This window comes from Helicobacter pylori (genome assembly GCF_014498195.1).
In the GTDB taxonomy this organism is placed as follows: Bacteria; Campylobacterota; Campylobacteria; order Campylobacterales; family Helicobacteraceae; genus Helicobacter; species Helicobacter pylori_DO.
Genome location: NZ_JACTGH010000001.1, coordinates 239,320 through 258,774 on the forward strand (window position 1 = coordinate 239,320; position 19,455 = coordinate 258,774).

Here is a 19,455-nt window from a genome sequence, read left to right on the forward strand (position 1 = left end):
TATAAAACATCTGCAACCAGATAAGTTTAATAAGTTTGAGTGATCACGCTATAATTTCATGGAGTTATTAAGAAAAAGCATTTATTAGAAACGCTTAATTTGGGATTTTTGCTTAAAGGGATTTAAAGATTGGGGTTCAATTAATGGGGAGTTTTTATGTTGGCGAATGATTTTATGGTTAAGAAATCAAAAAACAAGGAATTACATGGTTTGTTGTGTAACAAATTGAGTAAAAGAGTGGATAGATTTGGTTATAGAGCGATTGGTGTTGGAGCGGATAAAGAGACTAACGGAGTTGTTGTCCAGTTGAGTAAGGAAACGATGGTTAGATTGAATAGCAAAACCGCTTTAGCAAATGATGGTGATCTCATGGTGGGTATTTTTGATGAATTTAATGGATTAAAGGCCAATAAAGAACCACAGAAACCTAACTCAATCTATTATGGGTATGGTAGCTCTTATAAAATCATTGATGTTCTTAATGATAAGGATGGTGATTTTATCAGTTGCAGATTGTTTATCGTTAAGGAATTAGGGGTTGATGAGTGTTTAGGGTTTTATGCGTCCCCTGTGATTGATAATGACAACACCACTCTTGCTGATTTGCTTGAAAATGACGAGCCTACAATATATTATGAAACCAATTCTGCAAATATCAGGCGTTTTTTGGACAAAGGGCCTTACAACATTGAGTGGTTGGTGAGGAAGTATTTGGGGGTTGGGTTTAGGAGTTGCAAAATAGAGCGGATACAAGGAACGGAATTTGCGATCAAATTCCGCTATAAAAAGTGGGGGTCTATGATTGATAGAGAAGTTAAAAGGCAATTCCCCAAATACCTTAAAGACTCAAAGAAGACAGCCGTTAAAATAACAAGCAAGGTGTTTTACGAGTTGTTGAAGGGGACTCTGTTTGGCAACCTTCTCGGCAAAGATCCCATTAAGCGATTATAATGCGGAAAGAAAACAATAATAAATAAAATCTTGTTGGGTTTTAATTAGTTTTTTAAATTAAAAGTCATTTTTTAACCCCTAAGACCGCGCTACAAAAATTATCGTGCAATTAAAATTAAAATCAAACTCTTTACTATTGACTATAAAAAATGTTTTTTAGCATTTTTTATAATTTATGATTAACACTTAATGGTAATAAAGCCTTATTAATAATTTTTGTGTGGGACTAAAAATAGTGAGTTTAGAGGTTTTTTAACCCTACCCCTTGTAATTTGGGTTACATGACGAAAATAATAGCGCCCACTCTCACGATTTTTAATGGCTGATAACCTGCTTATTTCAAGCTTTTTATAATCTTTAGCATGGATTTAACTATGGCGCATTTTTCTTGCTTCATTCGTTGTGGCTCTTGTGTTTTAAATTTGTTTGTGGTAGGAATATTCCCATTAAGGTTTGAGACGCTATTGCCGTTTCTGTAATGGTTAGAGAGTGTCGGCTTGGTCTCTATTTTCCTTAATATTTTCTCATTTTTCAAACTCTCATGCGATGGATTTTAAAGGCATGGCTTCCTTGCTAACTCTTGCATGATCAAGTGGCTATTATTGCCGCTAGCTTTGTAATTTTTCTGCTCTCTAATATTTAGCTGTCTGTTATTTTCAGCCCTACATCGTTTTAACAAACAAATGCAAGCTATTTCAATTCCAAAGCTAAAAATTTTCCCGTATAGCTTTGGGTTTTTTCGCAATTTTGTGCCACCTCTAAAGGCGTGCCGCTCGCAATGACCCTCCCGCCCTTATCCCCCCCATCAGGCCCCATGTCTATAATGTAGTCAGCGTTTTTGATAATGTCTAAATTATGCTCAATCACTAGCATGGAATTGCCTAACGCCACTAAAGAATGCAAAACCTGTAAAAGGTGATTCACGTCTTCAAAATGCAAACCGGTAGTAGGCTCATCTAAAATGTAAAGGGTTTTGCCTGTGTCTTTTTTACTCAATTCTTTAGCCAATTTGATCCTTTGAGCCTCCCCCCCGCTTAAAGTCGTAGCGTTTTGCCCTAAAGTGATATAGCCCAAGCCCACATCTATAAGCGTTTTTAACTTCACAGCGATTTTAGGGAATTTAGCAAAAAATTCATAAGCCTCTTCCACGCTCATGTTCAACACATCGGCAATGGATTTGCCTTTCACCCTGATTTCTAAAGTTTGAGGGTTGTATTTAGCGCCCTTACAACTATCGCATTGGACTAACACATCAGGCAAAAAGTGCATTTCTATTTTAATATCCCCATCGCCCTGGCATTTCTCGCACCGCCCCCCTTTAACATTAAAGCTAAAACGGCTCGCGCTATAGCCTAAAATTTTAGCTTCTTTTTGCTCGGCAAATAAAATCCTGATTTCATCCATCACCCCTGTGTAAGTGGCAGGGTTGCTTCGTGGGGTTTTGCCTATGGGGGCTTGATCCAAATAAATCACTTTATCCAAATGCTCCAACCCTACAATCTCTACCCCATTCAAGCTTTGAGCTTTTTTAGCATGGTTTAAAAGGGTTTGAGCGGTGGGTAAAAGGGTTTGTAAGATCAGCGAGCTTTTACCGCTCCCGCTCACCCCCGTAATGCACACCAATTGTTTTAAAGGGATTTGAACGCTCAAATTCTTAATGTTATTGATATTGACATTTTTAATTTCTAAAAAATGCTTTTCTTTAGGGAGTTCAAATTTGGGGCGCTCAATCTTTTTAGTGCCGTTGAGATACAAAGCGGTAGAATGGTTATTTTGCAATAACTCTTTTACGCTCCCGCTAAAAACCACTTCACCCCCATGCCTTCCAGCCTTTGGCCCAATATCCACAACAAAATCCGCATGCTTAATCGTCTCTTTATCATGCTCTACGACAATGAGCGTGTTCCCTTTTTTTTGTAAATTCCTAAGGGTGTTGATGAGTTTGAGCGTGTCTTTTTCATGCAAGCCAATGCTAGGCTCGTCTAAAACATACAAAACCCCTGTCAAACCACTCCCGATTTGACTGGCGATTCGTATCCTTTGGCTCTCCCCTCCGCTAATCGTTCGCGCATCCCTCCCTAAAGTCAAATACCCTAGCCCCACATCGTATAAAAAAAACACCCTTTCTAAAATCTCTTTTAAAATGGGTTCAGCGATCTTTTTTTCTTGCTCGTTAAGATAGCTAAAATGCGTGGGATCATTAAAAAAGTGATAGACCTCTTCAATGGGCTTAGTTAAAAAATCCGCCATTTTCAAGCCAGCGACTTGAACGCTCAAACTGGAGGCTTTCAAACGATGCCCCTCGCACGAAGAACAGGTTTTTTCGCTCATGTAATCGCTCAAATCCTTTTGCTCTTTAAACATGTCATAAGCGATTTGAATGATGCCTTTCCAAGGGCGTTTTAAAGGGCTGTTTTTAAAATGAAAGCTGATTTCAGTGCCATTCCCATACAAAAGAGCGTCTTGCTGCTCTTTATTCAATTCATTAAAACAAAGCGCGCTGTCAATGCCATTATAAGCACAAAAGCCTTCAAACATTTGAGCGTAATAACTGCGGTTATACCCAAAAATCACTTTAATCGCTCCTTGATTTAAAGGCGTGTTAGGATCTAAAATCTTACTAATATCTAGGCTAAATTTTGTCCCTAAACCCAAGCAACTTTCGCACGCCCCTTTAGGCGAATTGAAAGAAAAACTCAAAGGCTCTAATTCTTCAAAACTCATCTTGCACTTAAAACATGCCTTATGTTCGCTGTAATGCTTTCTGATGCTTGGCGCGTTGTCTTGCAAGATTTCCACTTCTAATTCCCCATAGCTTTCTTTAAGGGCTTTTTCTACTGCGCTAGCGATCCGTGAAGCATTTTCGCTATTGATAACCACCCTATCCACCACCGCTTCAATGGTGTGTTTTTTGGTTTTATGCAAATGGATTTCTTCATCTAAACGCACCATCACCCCATCAACAAAAGCCCTCACATACCCCTTTAAACGCAAGCTCTCTAATTTATCGTTAAACGAACCTTTTTTATCCTTAATAATGGGAGCTAAAATAATGATTTTAGAATTTTCTTCTAAATGACAGATTTGAGAAATAATATCGCTCGCGCTCATAGAACTAATGGGCTCTAAGCATGTGGGGCAAAATTGCTCCCCAACCCTTGCAAACAGCAATCTTAAATAATCATAAATCTCAGTGATCGTCCCCACAGTGGATCTAGGGTTTTTAGAAGTGGTTTTTTGATCAATAGCAATCGCAGGGGTTAGGCCTTCAATTTTATCCACATTAGGCTTACCCACTTTGTCTAAAAATTGCCTAGCATAGCTAGACAAACTCTCTAAATAGCGCCTTTGGCCTTCAGCGTATAAAGTGTCAAACGCCAGAGTGGATTTACCCGAACCGCTTAATCCGGTAAAAACAACAAACTGGTTTTTAGGGATTTCTAAAAAAATATTTTTGAGATTATTTTCCCTAGCCCCTTGTATAATGATCTTATCCATAATGGTTTTATGTTGCAAGAGTTTCCTTAAAATAAGAAAATGGATTAAAAGGAGCTATTATACTTCAAAAAAGAATGGTTTTATTATCATTTCTTATTCATAAGAGTTAAAAATATTTGCTTGATTAAGGATAAACATGCTATTATTTTATGAGACAATTTTAAAGATAGGAATGTAAAGGAATGGAATTTATGAAAAAGTTTGTAGCTTTAGGGCTTCTATCCGCAGTTTTAAGCTCTTCGTTGTTAGCCGAAGGTGATGGTGTTTATATAGGGACTAATTACCAGCTTGGACAAGCTCGTTTGAATAGCAATATTTATAATACAGGGGATTGTACAGGGAGTGTTGTAGGTTGCCCCCCAGGTCTTACCGCTAATAAGCATAACCCAGGAGGCACCAATATCAATTGGCACTCCAAATACGCTAATGGGGCTTTGAATGGTTTTGGGTTGAATGTGGGTTATAAGAAGTTCTTCCAATTCAAGTCTTTTGATATGACAAGCAAGTGGTTTGGTTTTAGAGTGTATGGGCTTTTTGATTACGGGCATGCCACTTTAGGTAAGCAAGTTTATGCGCCTAATAAAATCCAGTTGGATATGGTTTCTTGGGGTGTGGGGAGCGATTTGTTAGCTGATATTATTGATAACGATAACGCTTCTTTTGGTATTTTTGGTGGGGTCGCTATCGGCGGTAACACTTGGAAAAGCTCCGCAGCGAACTATTGGAAAGAGCAAATCATTGAAGCCAAAGGTCCTGATGTTTGTACCCCTACTTATTGTAACCCTAACGCTCCTTATAGCACCAACACTTCAACCGTCGCTTTTCAAGTATGGTTGAATTTTGGGGTGAGAGCCAATATCTACAAGCATAATGGCGTGGAATTTGGCGTGAGAGTGCCGCTACTCATCAACAAGTTTTTGAGCGCGGGTCCTAACGCTACTAATCTTTATTACCATTTGAAACGGGATTATTCGCTTTATTTGGGGTATAACTACACTTTTTAAATAAAAGGGTATCTTTAAGCCCTTTTTAGTCTTTATGAAAAGGGTTTTAGTTTGGGTTTTTGCATCTTAAAAAGCTAAGATTGATTATTAAAGAAACTTTTGAGCGTAACCAACAAAACCAATACCATTGAGTGGGCGTTTGGAAAATTCATGGGGTTTTAAGGGGGTTGTTTGCAAGAAATAGAGAGTTTGCACCAAAGCGTTTTGTTGCAAGAAGTTTTGCAAGCATTCACGCCTTTAGAAGAAGGGGTTTTGATTGATTGCACTTTAGGGTTAGGGGGGCATTCTAAAGCCCTTTTATCCCAAAAACCGCACCTGAAACTCATTGGCATTGATAAGGATAAGTTCGCTCAAGAAATCGCTAAAGAACGATTGAAAGAATTTGAAGGGCGTTACAACCTCTTAAGCGGGGGTTTTGCCAAACGCTTTAAAGAAGCCCTAGAGATTCATGGCGAGCGAATCAAGGGGGTTTTAGTGGATTTAGGGGTGAGCTCTTTGCAGCTTGATGATGATAACAGAGGGTTTAATTTCCACTCGCACGCTCTGGATATGCGCATGGATTTAGAGAGCGATTTGAACGCTCAAAAAGTCATCAACTCTTATTCTGTAGTGGCGTTAGAAAAAATCTTTAGAGACTATGGCGAAATCAAAGAATACAAAAAAATCGCCCACAAAATTGCAGAAAGGCGCGCTAAAAAACCCTTCAAAGACGCTAAGGATTTGAGCGATTTTTCAAGCTCTTTTTCCAAAAATAAAAAAATCCATCCAGCGACTTTAGTGTTTCAAGCCGTTCGCATAGAAGTCAATAGCGAATTAGAAGAGTTAAAAAAGTTTTTACAATACGCTAGAAACCTTAAGGGAGCGATTTTGTGCGTGATTTCTTTCCATTCTTTAGAAGACGCGTTAGTGAAAAACGCTTTTAAAGATTACGCTAAAAATTGCGTTTGCGATCCTTTAAGTTTTAAATGCGCTTGCTCTAACAATCACGCTTTAGGCGAAATTTTAACCAAAAAGCCCATCACTCCAAGCCCAGAGGAAATTAAAAACAACAGGCGTTCACGAAGCGCTAAAATGAGGGTTTTTAAATTCAAACCATGAATAAGTCATATGAGTAAGCCATGAATATCAAAAACCATTCTTTAAATGAAAAAGAACGCTTTGTGCGCATAGAAGAGGACGAAAAGAAAGAATTGTTTGCTGGAACTGCAAATGAAAATTCGCATGGTCTTTCTTTAATGGCTTTAATAGGGGTGTTGGTTTTTGGGGGCGCGTTTTTAGCTCTGTTAGCGCCTAAAATCTATTTGAGCAATAATATCTATTATATTAGCCGTAAAATCAACACCCTAGAAGATCAAAAACGCCTGCTTTTAGAAGAACAACAAATCCTAAAAAACGAATTAGAAAAAGAGCGTTTTAAATACTATATAGAGAATAGTGAAAATATTGGCGATATTGCGTTTTAAGTGAAACCCCCTATCCTTAAGAGAGCCTAATTAGCGGTAAATCATTTTAAATTATTTTAACATAAAGACTTATTTTAAAATTCTGTTTCAATACGAAATTTTAATCCCTTATAAAAACTTTAAATTGTGAAAAACAAACAAACCATTCCCTTAAATTGTATAATAAAGGCACTTTAATCCAACAAAGGATAACCATGAGAAAACGCTTCACTCCACTTTTGTTATTCAGGAAATAATACAGATGAAAAAAACGATTTCAGCGTTGTTTTTATCAGCGTGCATAGGGTTATCGTCTGTTTATGCAGATAACACTTTGATTTTACAAACCGACTTTAGCCTAAAAGATGGGGCTGTCTCGGCGATGAAAGGCGTCGCTTTCAGCGTTGATTCCAATCTTAAAATCTTTGATTTAACGCACGAAATCCCTCCGTATAACATCTGGGAAGGTGCTTACCGCCTGTATCAGACCGCTAGTTATTGGCCAAAAGGTTCGGTATTTGTGAGCGTAGTTGATCCGGGCGTAGGCACTAATCGTAAATCGGTGGTATTGAAAACTAAAAACGGCCAGTATTTCGTCTCGCCGGATAACGGCACGCTGACTTTGGTGGCGCAAACTTTGGGGATTGATAGCGTGCGTGAAATTGACGAAAAAGCTAACCGCTTGAAAGGTTCTGAAAAATCCTATACTTTCCATGGTCGTGATGTGTATGCCTATACTGGTGCACGCCTAGCTTCTGGGGCGATCACATTCGAGCAGGTCGGGCCAGAGCTTCCCGCAAAAGTTGTTGAAATTCCTTACCAAAAAGCGAAAGCCACAAAAGGGGAAGTGAAAGGCAATATCCCGATTTTGGATATTCAATATGGCAATGTTTGGAGCAATATCAGCGATAAGTTGCTCAATCAAGCAAAAATCAAACTCAATGACACGCTGTGTGTAACGATTTTTAAAGGTTCCAAGAAAAAATACGAAGGGAAAATGCCGTATGTTGCGAGCTTTGGCGATGTTTTAAAAGGCCAGCCGTTGGTCTATCTAAACAGCTTGTTGAACGTTTCCGTGGCGCTGAATAGGGATAATTTCGCGCAAAAATACCAAATTAAATCCGGTGCTGACTGGAATATTGATATAAAGAAGTGCGCTAAGTAAAGCGCTTTTTAGAAAAATTAAGAGAGGTTAAAGGTTTTAACTATCAAACTTTCATTAACACAGCCCAATTAATACTAAATGATCCCCAAAACAAACGCTTGTTTTAAAATTTTATTTCAATTTGAAACACTAATCCCTTGTAAAAACTTTAAATTCCAAAAAACAAACAAACAACCCCCTTAAAATTGTACAATAAAGGCACTATAAACTAAAAAGAGATAACCATGAAAAAACTATTCATCCCACTTTTATTATTCAGCGCTTTAGAAGCGAATGAGAAAAATGGCTTTTTCATAGAAGCTGGGTTTGAAACAGGGCTATTAGAAGGCGCACAAACGCAAGAAAAAAGACACACCACCACAAAAAACACTTACGCAACTTACAATTATTTACCCACAGACACGATTTTAAAAAGAGCGGCTAATTTATTCACAGACGCTAAATCTATATCACAATTAAACTTTTCATCTTTATCCCCTGTTAAAGTGCTGTATATTGGCGGTAAATTAACTATAGAAAACTTCCTGCCTTATAATCTGAGCAATGTTAAGCTTAGTTTTACAGACGCTCAAGGCAATGTAATTGATCTAGGCGTGATAGAGACCATCCCCAAACACTCTAAGATTGTTTTACCCGGGGAGGCATTTGATAGTTTAAAAGAGGCGTTTGATAAAATTGGCCCCTATACTTTCTTTTTTCCAAAATTTGAAGCCACTAGCACTTCTATTTCTGACGCTAACACGCAAAGGGTGTTTGAAACGCTCAATAAGATTAAGACAAATCTGATAATGAAATATAGTAATGAAAATCCAAGCAATTTCAACACTTGTCCTTACAATAATAATGGTAATACAAAAAATGATTGTTGGCAAAATTTCACCCCACAAACCGCAGAGGAATTCACTAATTTGATGTTGAACATGACCGCTGTCTTAGACTCCCAATCTTGGGGCGATGCGATCTTAAACGCTCCTTTTGAATTCACTAACAGCTCAACAGATTGCGATAATGATCCTTCAAAATGCGTAAATCCCGGAGTAAATGGGCGTGTTGATACTAAAGTCGATCAACAATATATACTCAACAAACAAGGTATTATTAATAATTTTAGAAAAAAAATAGAAATTGATGCGGTTGTTTTAAAAAATTCAGGGGTTGTAGGGTTAGCCAATGGGTATGGTAATGATGGTGAATATGGCACATTAGGAGTAGAAGCCTATGCTTTAGAACCCCAGAAACTCTTTGGCAATGACCTTAAGACTATCAATTTGGCTGATTTAAGAACCATCTTGCATGAATTCAGCCACACCAAAGGCTACACCCATAACGGGAACATGACTTATCAAAGAGTGCCGGTAACGAAAGATGGTCAAGTGGAAAAGGATAATAATGGCAAGCCAAAAGATTCTGATGGCCTCCCCTATAATGTGTGTTCGCTTTATGGGGGTCAAGGTCAGAGCGCTTTCCCTAGCAACTACCCTAATTCCATCTATCACAATTGCGCGGATGTCCCGGCTGGCTTTTTAGGGGTAACAGCAGCGGTTTGGCAGCAGCTTATTAATCAAAACGCTTTACCCATAGATTACGCCAATTTGAGCGCTCAAAAGAACTACAACTTAAACGCTAGTTTGAACACGCAAGATTTAGCCAATTCCATGCTTGGCACCATTCAAAAAACCTTTGTCACTTCTAGCGTTACCAACCACTATTCTTCAAGCACATCGCAAAGCTTTAGAAGCCCTATTTTAGGGGTTAATGCTAAGATAGGCTATCAAAATTACTTTAATGATTTCATGGGGCTAGCTTATTATGGCATTATCAAATACAACTATTCTAAAGCCCTTAATCAAAAAGTCCAGCAATTGAGCTATGGTGGGGGGATAGATTTGTTGTTGGATTTCATCACCACTTACTCTAATAAAAATAGCCCTATAGATATTCAAACGAGAAGAAACTTTTCTTCATCTTTTGGCATCTTTGGGGGGTTAAGGGGCTTGTATAACAGCTATTATGTGTTGAATAAAGTCAAAGGGAGCGGTAATTTAGATGTGGCTACTGGGTTGAATTACCGCTATAAGCATTCTAAATATTCTGTAGGGATTAGCATCCCTTTAATCCAAAGAAAAGCTAGCGTCGTTTCTAGTGGTAGCGATTACACCAACTCTTTTGTTTTCAATGAAGGGGCTAGCCATTTTAAGGTGTTTTTTAATTACGGGTGGGTGTTTTAGAGTGAGAAAGAAATTGATAAAAATAACATTTTTTTAAATAAAAGCCTTATTTTTATCTTTTTTTCGTATAATAAAATTTAAGTTAGTATTGATAGTGGTGCGTTAAGATTTTTCAATCTTGTGCGATAAAATCAACGCTTCTTAATAAGCTCATAGTTTTAAACATTCAAAATAGTATAAAAAGGAAAGTCATGTATGCGGCTCATCCTGTTAAACCCCTAAAAGCCCCTAAACTCAAATCTCAATTTTTAAGGCGTGTGTTTGTGGGTGCGTCTATTAGACGCTGGAATGACCAAGCATGCCCTTTGGAATTTGTGGAATTAGACAAACAAGCCCATAAAGCGATGATTGCGTATCTGCTCGCTAAAGATTTAAAAGATGGGGGTCATGACTTAGATTTAGATCTTTTAATCAAGTTCTTTTGCTTTGAGTTTTTGGAGCGCTTGGTTTTAACCGATATTAAACCCCCTATTTTTTACGCTCTCCAACAAACGCACAGCCAAGAATTAGCCTCCTATGTCGCGCAAAGTTTGCAAGATGAAATCAGCGCGTATTTTTCTTTAGAGGAACTCAAAGAGTATTTAAGCCACAGGCCCCAAATTTTAGAAACTCAAATTTTAGAGAGCGCGCATTTTTATGCGTCCAAATGGGAATTTGATATTATTTATCATTTTAACCCCAACATGTATGGCGTGAAAGAAATTAAAGATAAAATTGACAAGCAACTCCACAATAACGAGCATTTGTTTGAGGGGCTTTTTGGGGAAAAAGAAGATCTGAAAAAATTGGTGAGCATGTTTGGGCAGTTGCGTTTCCAAAAGCGTTGGAGTCAGACCCCAAGAGTGCCGCAAACCAGTGTCTTAGGGCATACCTTATGCGTGGCGCTTATGGGGTATTTGTTGAGCTTTGATTTAAAAGCTTGTAAAAGCATGCGGATCAATCATTTTTTGGGCGGGCTTTTCCATGATTTGCCCGAGATTTTAACCCGAGACATTATCACGCCTATCAAACAAAGCGTTGCGGGGCTTGATCACTGCATTAAAGAAATTGAAAAAAAGGAAATGCAAAACAAAGTCTATTCTTTTGTGTCTTTGGGCGTTCAAGAAGATTTAAAATATTTCACCGAAAACGAGTTTAAAAACCGCTGCAAAGACAAGTCTAACAAAATCATTTTCACTAAAGACGCTGAAGAATTGTTTATGCTTTATAACAGCGATGAATATTTTGGGGTTTGCGGGGAGCTTTTAAAGGTGTGCGATCATTTGAGCGCGTTTTTAGAAGCCCAAATCTCTCTTTCTCATGGCATTTCCAGTAACGATTTGATTAAAGGGGCTCAAAACCTTTTAGAATTGCGATCCCAAACAGAACTGCTTGATTTGGATTTAGGGAAATTGTTTAGGGATTTCAAATAATGAACTATAAAGAATCATTAGAATTTAACGATTACGCTATGGATTTAACCATTCGCATGGCTCATCATAGCACCGCTATTGAAAACAATCCTTTGAGCCTTGCTGAAACCATAAGTATTTTAACCACCGAATACATTCCTAGAGAAATGCCCCAAAGAGCCTTCTTTGAAGTGAAAAACTATCAAAACATGCTCTTCTTTCTGTTAGAAAACCTGAATAAAGGACAAAGCGTTGATAGTTTTTTATAAGGGAGTTGCATAGGATTTTAATGAATTTTTTACTCCCTAATAAGGAGGCTTTCAAAACGACTGATAATACCATTTTAGGAGCTAGTTTTGAAACGATCCCCCATTTTCAAGTGCCTATGGCTATGAAAGAATGGTGCGATAACCTCAATTATAAGATGAAGACCTTACAAGATAAAGAAGAAAAACTAAAAAGCCATTTTAGAACAACACATTTTGTTTGAAAGGATACACCCTTTTAGCGATGGTAATGGTAGGGTGGGCAGAATGCTAATCTTTTATAGCGCTTTAGAGCAAAATTTAGTGCCATTTGTGATCACCAAAGAGCAAAAAGAGACTTACATTAAGGCTTTAGACATGTGCAATACAGAAAGCTTATACCAACTCGCTAAAGTATCCCAAGAGTTTGAACTCACACGCATACAAGGGCAAATGGTATTAAATAAAAATAAGCCCTAAAATCATGGTTTTCAAGCACGCATCAAATAGAGCCTTTTCCTTTCGCTTGAAGAAGCGATGTTGAGCAGTTGGCGGTATTTGGTGATCGTTCTTCTCACCATTTTCAAATGGAATTTTTCTTCAATGAGTTCTAAAATCTTAGCGTCGCTCAAAGGCTCTTTTTTGTCTTCGTTTTTGATCAATTCTAAAAGATAGTCTTTAATCACAGCGTTTGAAGTCTCGCTATTGTCTAAGGCGATGCTAAAGAAATGTTTAATAGGGAAAACCCCCCTTTCGCATGCCAAATATTTATTAGAAATGGCCCTTGAAATCGTGCTTACAGAGTGGTTAAACTCATTGGCTAAATCTAATAATTTTAAAGGGCGTAATTCCTTACCCTTAAAAAAATCGTATTGGTATTCTAAAAGCATCAGACCGATTTTATAAATCGTGGCTTTCCTCAAATTTAATGCGTCAATTAAATCTTTGGCTTCTTTCAATTTTTCTTTCAAATAATCGTTATCCTTAAAGCGATTTTCTTCTAAACTGATCGTCGGGTAGCTCTCATCGTTCAAACGCACAATCATTTCATTATCCACTTCTAAAATAAAAAGCTCAGGAATGACTTCTATTTCTTTTTCTAAAAACTCAATGGCTGGGGGGTTTTTAAAGGATTTTAAAATCTTTAAAGCCTTTTCATAATAAAAATCTTTAGAAAATTCATGGTGTTTTTCTAAATTTAAAATGATCTTTCGCGCTTCTTCATAAAGCTCGTTATTGTCCAATTCCCTACCCTCTAACTGGAATAAAAAGCTCTCTTTCACGTCTTTAGCGCCAATGCCAGCGGGATTAAGGTAACTAAAACGCTTGCGCACTTTTTCATAAACTTCGCTCTCTACCCCTAAAATTCTAGCCCTTTCTTCAATGTTTTCTTCAAAATACCCTTCACTATCCAACCCGCTGATAATATCCATAGCGATTTTTTGAGAGGTTTCAGTAGGAAAAAGGGGGGGAATGATTTGAGATTCTAGGGTTTCAAAAAGGCTTTTAGATGCGGTTGCGAAATTTTCTAAATGATCGCTGCTCTTTTTAGGATTAAAGCGATCGCTAAAATTTTTGATGCGTTTGTTTTCAATTTTGATTAAGGGGTTATCTAAAGCGTTTTGTTTCAACACTTCTTCTAAATCTTCAAGCTCGCTTTGTAAAATGGGGAGCCACCCTTTTAAGGTAGCGTTTAATTTGTTTTTAGGGCTAAGGTTTGCACGTAAGATCGCCATATTCACACCTTAAAATTTTCCCCTAAATAATACTTACGCACCAAAGCGTTTTCATAAATTTCATTAGCGTTCCCGCTCGCTAAAAGCGTACCGCTTTTGATCACATACGCCCTGTGGCACACGCTCAAAGTCTCTCGCACATTGTGATCAGTGATCAACACGCCGATGTTTAATCCAATCAAGCTTTCAATGATTCTTTGAATGTCAATCACCGCAATCGGATCCACGCCCGCAAAAGGCTCATCTAATAGCACGAATTTAGGGTTTTTCATTAAAGCCCTAGCGATTTCTACGCGCCTTCTTTCTCCCCCACTCAGGCTCATGCCCTTGCGCTCTCTTATGGCTTGGATATTAAAAGCATCAAGTAAGCTTTCCATTTTTTCTTCGCTCTCTTTAGAGTTTTTAAAAGTGGTCTCTCCTGCTAGGGCTAGATTATCTTCCACGCTCAATTCTTTAAAAATGCTGGATTCTTGGGGCAAGTAGCCTATGCCTAAGTTAGAGCGCTTGTGTAAGGGGTATTTAGCTAAATCCACATCGTTTAAATAAACGCTCCCCCCACTAGGCTCTAAAAGCCCACATATCATATAAAAGGTGGTGGTTTTACCCGCCCCATTAGGCCCTAAAAGCCCCACCACTTCGCCGCTTTTCACTTCTAAAGAAACGTCTGAAACGATTTTGGTTTTTTTAATCTGTTTGTTTAAATGCTCTGCTTTTAAAATATCCATTCAAACGACCCTTTAAACGATCTTTATTGTATAAAAACGGCTAGTTGATTCGGTTTTAATTTCCACAACCTTAATAGCTAAATCGTATTTTTTTAAAATTTTTTCTAATTTTTCATCGCCCCATTCCACAAAATGGATCCCCTTTTCCAACAAGCACTCTAACATGCCAAGCTCCAAGCAAGCCTCTAAATCGCGCATGTAAAAATCGTAATGGAACACGCTCTCGCTATAAGCATGCATCAGGCTAAAGGTGGGCGAAGTCGCTTGAATGTCTAAGCCCAAGTGTTTCAAGCACGCTTGAACCAAAGTCGTTTTACCGCTCCCCACAACGCCTTTTAAAAGCACCACCCCCTTAAAATCATCTTTTAAAATTGCAGCAGCCACTTTGTCTAACTCGTCTAAATGCGCTCTCATAACAATTCCACGCTTTTGATTTCAAACTCGCTCTTAATCTCTTCAATGAGATCGGAATGATTAGCCATAAATTCTTGCAACGCTGTTGGGGCTTCTTTGGGTTGGGTTTCTTGAACCTCTTTTTCTTTAGCTTTTTTTTCAATCACCTCTTTAGTTTCTTTTTCTTTAGTTTCTTTTTTAATCGCCTCTTTAGTGTCGTTTTCTTTCATTTCAGCCGTCGTTTCAGTGGTTGGTTTGGGCTTTGAATAAGGGAATTTAAACTCTTTAACCACTTCTAAAGCGCTTTTATTTTCTGAATGATTTTTTAAAGCGATTTTGATATTTTCGCCCTTGCCAAAAACCCCATCAACGATGCTTTTGATGATTTTAAAACGCTCTCTTAAAAGCTCTTTATCTTTATGGGTAGCTAAAGACTCCCAAGTCAAGGTTTTAGTCTGGCTGTCAAAATCAATGAAACGGATATTTTTTTCAAACACCGCCCCTAATTCGTAGTTGCGCTCATAAACCAATGTTTGAACTTGTTTGAAAAGGTTATGAAAAATGCGATCTTTAGCTGAAAGCATGGGAGTTTGCGGGGTTTCTGTGTTTTCTCTTTTTTCTATGCTCTCTATTTTTTCTCTTTTTTCTCTTTTTTCTATATTTTTAAATTCTTGTTTAGGGGCGTTATAACTTATGCTAGGGCTTTGATTGAAAGGGGCTTGCTCTAATTCTACAATCGCATCGTCTAGGGCTTTGAGTTTTAAAGCTTCTTTGAATTTCATTTTCAATAACAACAGCACAAAACTGGCATTTGCCCCTTCTTTCAAAAGGCTGAGACTGCTCATAATGATTTTAAAAAAGCGCTCTATCAAAAGGATAGAATACGAATCAGGGCTTAATAATTTCGCTTTCAAAAAAAGCATCATTTCTTCTAAAACGCTCTCGGTTTCATAATTTTCTAAAATGGTATAACGCTCTTTTAATCGCGCTTCATCTTGGTTGATTAGGCTTTGAAAAAAATCTTCTAAAACGCTCCTATCAATCGCCCCTAACATTTCAGCCACTTTGCTTTCTGTGATAGCGTTATCGCAATAATTGATGGCTTGCTCTAAAAGAGTGATCGTGTCCCTCAAGCTCCCTTGCCCGCTGTGAGCCAGTTTTTCTAACGCGCTTGTTTCATAGCTCACTTGTTCTTTTTCTAAAATGGTTTTTAAATGAGAAATAACGGAATTTTCAGGGATTTTTTTAAACCTGAAATGCTGGGTGCGGCTGAGTATGGTAGCGGGCAATTTCAAAGCGTCCGTTGTCGCTAAAAGGAATTTCACATGGCTAGGAGGCTCTTCTAAAGTCTTTAAAAGCGCGTTAAACGCTTCGGTAGTGAACATATGCACTTCGTCAATGATAAAGATTTTATAGCGCCCAAAGCTTGGTTTGTAGCGCGTTTGCTCTATGAGGTTACGGACATCATCAATCCCCCTATTAGACGCTCCGTCCATTTCTATAATATCTATATGGTGGTTGTTTAAAGCGCTCTGGCATTGGATGCAAGTATCGCAAGGCACAGCCTTTGGCCCTGTTTCGCACATTAAAGCCCTAGCAAAAATCCTAGAAGAGCTGGTTTTCCCAGAACCTCTTAACCCGCTGAATAAATAAGCGTTAGCCAAACGCTGGTTATTTAGGGCTAAAGAAAGCGTTTTAGCCACGCTCTCTTGACCGACTAGCTCGCTAAAATGTTTGGGGCGGTATTTTAACGCTAAAACTTGCATATTGATTGTAATCCTTAAAACTCATTTAGGAGTATTGTAATGCAAAATGACTTAAAACTAGCCCCTTTTTAGGTTTTGCTCAATAGCGCTAAAAAATCTTTAAATAAATTAATACTAAGCGTCCCCATGATAGCGGTTACAAAGAGATTCACCCCCATAAAGATTTTTTGGTTGTTTAAAAGTTTAGAGCCATAACGCAACGATAAAGCGCATAACAATAAAAGCCAAGAAAGAGCCGCCGATAAAGTGCCAGCTAAAAAGACAAATTTTTGCGCTAAATTAAAAGACAAAGCGCTCGCGCCAATCAAAAACACCATCTCCAAATACACTTGCGGGTTGAGTAAGGTAACGCCTAAAGTGAATAATAAGGTCTTTTTTAAGGAGAGTTTTTTGGGGGTTTGGACTTGCTTCTTTTTAAAGGTTTGAAAAAGGGTTTTTAAAGCCAAAAAAGCGTAAAATCCGGTAAAAACTGCCCCAAATAGATTTAAGAATAAGCTCAAATAAAGGTTTTTAGCGAAATAAGCCCCCACGCCAAACACGCCCATGCTCATTAAGACAATATCGCACATAAAACACAGAGCGCAAATCAAAAACACATAATTCCTAGCCATGCCTCTTTCCACAATAAACAAGGATTGCGCCCCCACCGCCGCGCACAAAGAAATCGCTAAACCAAAACCTTCTATAAAAACCACAAACATCTTGCTTAAATCCTTTCACTCAAAATAAGCCAAAAACTACCAACGCCATACAAACCAATCATTCAAAAGGGTATTTTAAAATTTTAGGGTTTAAAACGACCTTTATAAATTAAAAGTTAAATGATGACACAATGGCTATATAAAATTAAAACCCCATTTTTTAGCGCTCTTAGTGGCGTTTGATAATAAATTAAAATTAACATGGTAGAATGCCAAAATTTGCTGTCGTTGTGTGGCAAAAATTTAGACAACAAGGAATTGGGAATGAGAAAGAGTTTGGCTTTTTGCCTGTTAGCTTTGCTTGGATTACAGGTTTTAGGCGCTAGGGATTTTTCGCAACTCAAAGATAAGGAGCTTTTAGAATTAGCAGGCACTCTGCCTTCTAATGAGGCGATTGATTATCGCATGGAAGTGTCTAAACGCCTTAAAGCTTTAAAAGCTGAAGACGCTAAGAAATTTCGCGCGAATTTCAGCCGGATCGCTAGGAAGAATCTTTCCAAAATGAGTGAAGAGGATTTCAAAAAAATGCGTGAAGAAGTGCGTAAAGAATTAGAAGAAAAAACCAAAGGTTTGAGCGATGAAGAAATTAAGGCGAAAGGGCTTAATGTGAGCGTTTGTAGCGGTGATACGAGAAAAGTTTGGTGTAGGGCTGTTAAAAAAAAAGACGAACATTGCTCTCCTAAGTGAGATAAAATTTAATTTAAAAGGATAAAAAATGAAAAAAGCGTTGAAAATACTTTCTGTTAGCGCGTTGCTATTTGTGGCTTTGAACGCCAAAGATTTCAGCAAAACGAGCGATGAAGATTTGGCTAAAATGGCTGGCGTTGTCGCTCCGCAGGATATTGTGGATTACACAAAAGAGTTGAAAAAGCGCATGGAAAAGATGCCTGAAGACAAGAGAAAGGCATTTCATAAACAATTGCATGAATATGCAGTTAAAAACACAGACAGCATGACCGTAGCGGATTTTGAAGCCCGCCAAAAAGCCGTTAAAGAAGCGCTTAAAAAAGGCAACATGGAAGACATGGATGATGATTTTGGGTTGAGATCATGCAAGCATGGGAAAAAGCACAAACACGATAAGCATGGCAAGAAGCATGGCAAAAAACATGACAAAGATCATGACGATAAAGACCATGACCACCATGATGAAGATCACAGCGATAAGCACTAAAGCTTAAACCACACCACTCTCTCTATCAAAGCTTCAAATTCTTTAAGCAGAAATCCTAAACGCTTTTGGCGTTTGGGGTAAATGCTTAAGCGTTATCAAAATTCTGTTCTCATTAAATATTGCTTATAAAATTCAAAAGATGGTTTCATTATTACAAAAATTAACACTCTAAAGATAAATAGATTAAAAACACCCCAAAATCTTTTTTTTTTTTTTGAAATCCAATAAATTTATGGTAAAGTTAAACATATTGTAAATAAATTTTCATTTCTATTCATGTTTACAATAAAAAAATTACTTTAAGGAACACTTTTATGAAAAAACAATTTTTACTCTCTCTCTCTCTCGCTTGTGGCATCATCGCTCCACGCTGAAGACAACGGCTTTTTTGTGGGCGCGGGCTATCAAATCGGTGAAGCGGTGCAAATGGTCAAAAACACCGGCGAATTGAAAAATTTGAACGACAAATACGAGCAATTAAGCCAATCTTTAGCCCAACTGGCTTCGTTAAAACGAAGCATTCAAACGGCGAACAACAGTCAGGCTGTCAGCAACGCTTTAAGCGATTTAAAAAGCTTTGCGAGTAACAACCACACAAACAAAGAAACATCGCTCATCTACAACACCACGCAAGCCGTTATCACTTCGGTATTGGCTTTTTGGAGTCTTTATGCAGGGAACGCTCTCAGTTTTCATGTGACCGGTTTGCGTGATGGATCTAATTCTCCTCTTGGAAGAATCAATAAAGATGGGAACTGCACAGGATTACAAAAATGTTTTATGAGCCAAGAAACTTATAATCAAATGAAAGCGCTTGCCGAAAACCTCCAAAAAGCTCAAGGCAATCTCTGTGCCTTATCAGAAGAATGCTCTAGCAATCAATCAGGTGGAAAAACTTCCATAGCTACAGCTCTTGAAACCGCGCAAAAGCTTATGGATTTAATCGAACAGGCCAAGGTTTCTATGGTGTGGAAAAATATCATCATCGCAGGTGTTTCAAACAGAGCCGGTGGTGCTGGTGCTATCACATCCACTG

Annotated in this window: 15 protein-coding genes and 2 pseudogenes; 11 read left to right on the forward strand and 6 right to left on the reverse strand. The window is 38.0% G+C overall.

Annotated elements, in window-relative coordinates; genetic code table 11:
- The first annotated feature begins 156 nt into the window (after positions 1 to 156).
- A complete protein-coding gene (locus H7N67_RS01055; RefSeq protein WP_187938764.1) occupies positions 157 to 951 on the forward strand; it encodes a hypothetical protein in 795 nt (264 codons plus the stop codon).
- Between the two features lie 690 nt (positions 952 to 1,641).
- Here the strand turns inward: H7N67_RS01055 and uvrA are convergent.
- The gene (uvrA, locus tag H7N67_RS01060) at positions 1,642 to 4,467 is read right to left on the reverse strand and encodes an excinuclease ABC subunit UvrA (protein ID WP_187938765.1); all 2,826 of its coding nucleotides are present in this window, start codon (positions 4,465 to 4,467) and stop codon (positions 1,642 to 1,644) included.
- A 164-nt stretch (positions 4,468 to 4,631) separates the two neighbouring features.
- On the opposite strand from uvrA, the gene hopE reads away from it, so the two are divergent.
- The 7 genes and pseudogenes from hopE (at position 4,632) to H7N67_RS07930 (ending at position 12,404) form a co-directional block, all read left to right on the forward strand.
- Positions 4,632 to 5,453, forward strand: a complete 822-nt coding sequence (hopE, locus tag H7N67_RS01065; RefSeq protein ID WP_021174602.1) for a Hop family outer membrane protein HopE — start codon at positions 4,632 to 4,634, stop codon at positions 5,451 to 5,453.
- Between the two features lie 171 nt (positions 5,454 to 5,624).
- The gene (gene rsmH, locus H7N67_RS01070) at positions 5,625 to 6,551 is read left to right on the forward strand and encodes a 16S rRNA (cytosine(1402)-N(4))-methyltransferase RsmH (protein ID WP_187938766.1); all 927 of its coding nucleotides are present in this window, start codon (positions 5,625 to 5,627) and stop codon (positions 6,549 to 6,551) included.
- Between the two features lie 20 nt (positions 6,552 to 6,571).
- Positions 6,572 to 6,916, forward strand: a complete 345-nt coding sequence (locus tag H7N67_RS01075; protein WP_100981316.1) for a hypothetical protein — start codon at positions 6,572 to 6,574, stop codon at positions 6,914 to 6,916.
- 241 nt (positions 6,917 to 7,157) lie between these two features.
- Positions 7,158 to 8,060, forward strand: a complete 903-nt coding sequence (locus tag H7N67_RS01080; RefSeq protein ID WP_187938767.1) for an SAM hydrolase/SAM-dependent halogenase family protein — start codon at positions 7,158 to 7,160, stop codon at positions 8,058 to 8,060.
- Positions 8,061 to 8,284: 224 nt separating this feature from the next.
- Positions 8,285 to 10,288, forward strand: coding sequence for a porin family protein (locus H7N67_RS01085; protein WP_187938768.1), 2,004 nt, complete (start codon positions 8,285 to 8,287; stop codon positions 10,286 to 10,288).
- A gap of 191 nt (positions 10,289 to 10,479) precedes the next feature.
- Positions 10,480 to 11,700, forward strand: coding sequence for an HD domain-containing protein (locus H7N67_RS01090; protein WP_187938769.1), 1,221 nt, complete (start codon positions 10,480 to 10,482; stop codon positions 11,698 to 11,700).
- Positions 11,700 to 12,404, forward strand: a pseudogene (locus H7N67_RS07930) (Fic family protein). The gene H7N67_RS01090 and the pseudogene H7N67_RS07930 overlap by 1 nt, the downstream one beginning before the upstream one ends.
- A gap of 11 nt (positions 12,405 to 12,415) precedes the next feature.
- Here the strand turns inward: H7N67_RS07930 and H7N67_RS01105 are convergent.
- The 5 genes from H7N67_RS01105 to H7N67_RS01125 all read right to left on the reverse strand — a co-directional run bounded on the left by H7N67_RS01105 (position 12,416) and on the right by H7N67_RS01125 (position 17,245).
- Complete coding sequence (locus H7N67_RS01105) at positions 12,416 to 13,660, reverse strand: RNA polymerase factor sigma-54 (protein WP_187938771.1); 1,245 nt, start codon at positions 13,658 to 13,660, stop codon at positions 12,416 to 12,418.
- A gap of 2 nt (positions 13,661 to 13,662) precedes the next feature.
- Entirely contained in the window at positions 13,663 to 14,385 is a 723-nt protein-coding gene (lptB, locus tag H7N67_RS01110; protein ID WP_187938772.1) for an LPS export ABC transporter ATP-binding protein, read from the reverse strand.
- 12 nt (positions 14,386 to 14,397) lie between these two features.
- On the reverse strand, positions 14,398 to 14,799 hold the full coding sequence (gene tsaE / locus H7N67_RS01115) for a tRNA (adenosine(37)-N6)-threonylcarbamoyltransferase complex ATPase subunit type 1 TsaE (RefSeq protein WP_128034191.1): 402 nt from the start codon (positions 14,797 to 14,799) through the stop codon (positions 14,398 to 14,400).
- The gene (locus H7N67_RS01120; RefSeq protein WP_187938773.1) at positions 14,796 to 16,544 is read right to left on the reverse strand and encodes a DNA polymerase III subunit gamma/tau; all 1,749 of its coding nucleotides are present in this window, start codon (positions 16,542 to 16,544) and stop codon (positions 14,796 to 14,798) included. Before H7N67_RS01120 ends, tsaE begins: the two co-directional genes overlap by 4 nt.
- Positions 16,545 to 16,612: 68 nt before the next feature.
- On the reverse strand, positions 16,613 to 17,245 hold the full coding sequence (locus H7N67_RS01125; RefSeq protein WP_187938774.1) for a LysE family transporter: 633 nt from the start codon (positions 17,243 to 17,245) through the stop codon (positions 16,613 to 16,615).
- 264 nt (positions 17,246 to 17,509) lie between these two features.
- On the opposite strand from H7N67_RS01125, the gene H7N67_RS01130 reads away from it, so the two are divergent.
- From H7N67_RS01130 to H7N67_RS01140, 3 genes and pseudogenes are all read left to right on the forward strand, one after another.
- Complete coding sequence (locus H7N67_RS01130; RefSeq protein WP_001232178.1) at positions 17,510 to 17,932, forward strand: DUF1104 domain-containing protein; 423 nt, start codon at positions 17,510 to 17,512, stop codon at positions 17,930 to 17,932.
- Positions 17,933 to 17,960: 28 nt separating this feature from the next.
- Entirely contained in the window at positions 17,961 to 18,419 is a 459-nt protein-coding gene (locus tag H7N67_RS01135; protein ID WP_077644693.1) for a sialic acid-binding protein, read from the forward strand.
- Between the two features lie 314 nt (positions 18,420 to 18,733).
- Positions 18,734 to 19,455: pseudogene (locus H7N67_RS01140) on the forward strand (hypothetical protein); the annotation flags it as partial.

Bases quoted from the DNA above. Each gene is read 5' to 3' on its own strand.
- lptB (WP_187938772.1), bottom strand. From the start codon at position 14,385: ATGGATATTTTAAAAGCAGAGCATTTAAACAAACAGATTAAAAAAACC.
- H7N67_RS01055 (WP_187938764.1), top strand. From the start codon at position 157: ATGTTGGCGAATGATTTTATGGTTAAGAAATCAAAAAACAAGGAATTA.
- hopE (WP_021174602.1), top strand. From the start codon at position 4,632: ATGGAATTTATGAAAAAGTTTGTAGCTTTAGGGCTTCTATCCGCAGTT.
- H7N67_RS01075 (WP_100981316.1), top strand. From the start codon at position 6,572: ATGAATATCAAAAACCATTCTTTAAATGAAAAAGAACGCTTTGTGCGC.
- H7N67_RS01135 (WP_077644693.1), top strand. From the start codon at position 17,961: ATGAAAAAAGCGTTGAAAATACTTTCTGTTAGCGCGTTGCTATTTGTG.
- H7N67_RS01090 (WP_187938769.1), top strand. From the start codon at position 10,480: ATGTATGCGGCTCATCCTGTTAAACCCCTAAAAGCCCCTAAACTCAAA.
- H7N67_RS01120 (WP_187938773.1), bottom strand. From the start codon at position 16,544: ATGCAAGTTTTAGCGTTAAAATACCGCCCCAAACATTTTAGCGAGCTA.
- H7N67_RS01105 (WP_187938771.1), bottom strand. From the start codon at position 13,660: ATGGCGATCTTACGTGCAAACCTTAGCCCTAAAAACAAATTAAACGCT.
- tsaE (WP_128034191.1), bottom strand. From the start codon at position 14,799: ATGAGAGCGCATTTAGACGAGTTAGACAAAGTGGCTGCTGCAATTTTA.
- H7N67_RS01130 (WP_001232178.1), top strand. From the start codon at position 17,510: ATGAGAAAGAGTTTGGCTTTTTGCCTGTTAGCTTTGCTTGGATTACAG.
- H7N67_RS01125 (WP_187938774.1), bottom strand. From the start codon at position 17,245: ATGTTTGTGGTTTTTATAGAAGGTTTTGGTTTAGCGATTTCTTTGTGC.
- H7N67_RS01080 (WP_187938767.1), top strand. From the start codon at position 7,158: ATGAAAAAAACGATTTCAGCGTTGTTTTTATCAGCGTGCATAGGGTTA.
- H7N67_RS01085 (WP_187938768.1), top strand. From the start codon at position 8,285: ATGAAAAAACTATTCATCCCACTTTTATTATTCAGCGCTTTAGAAGCG.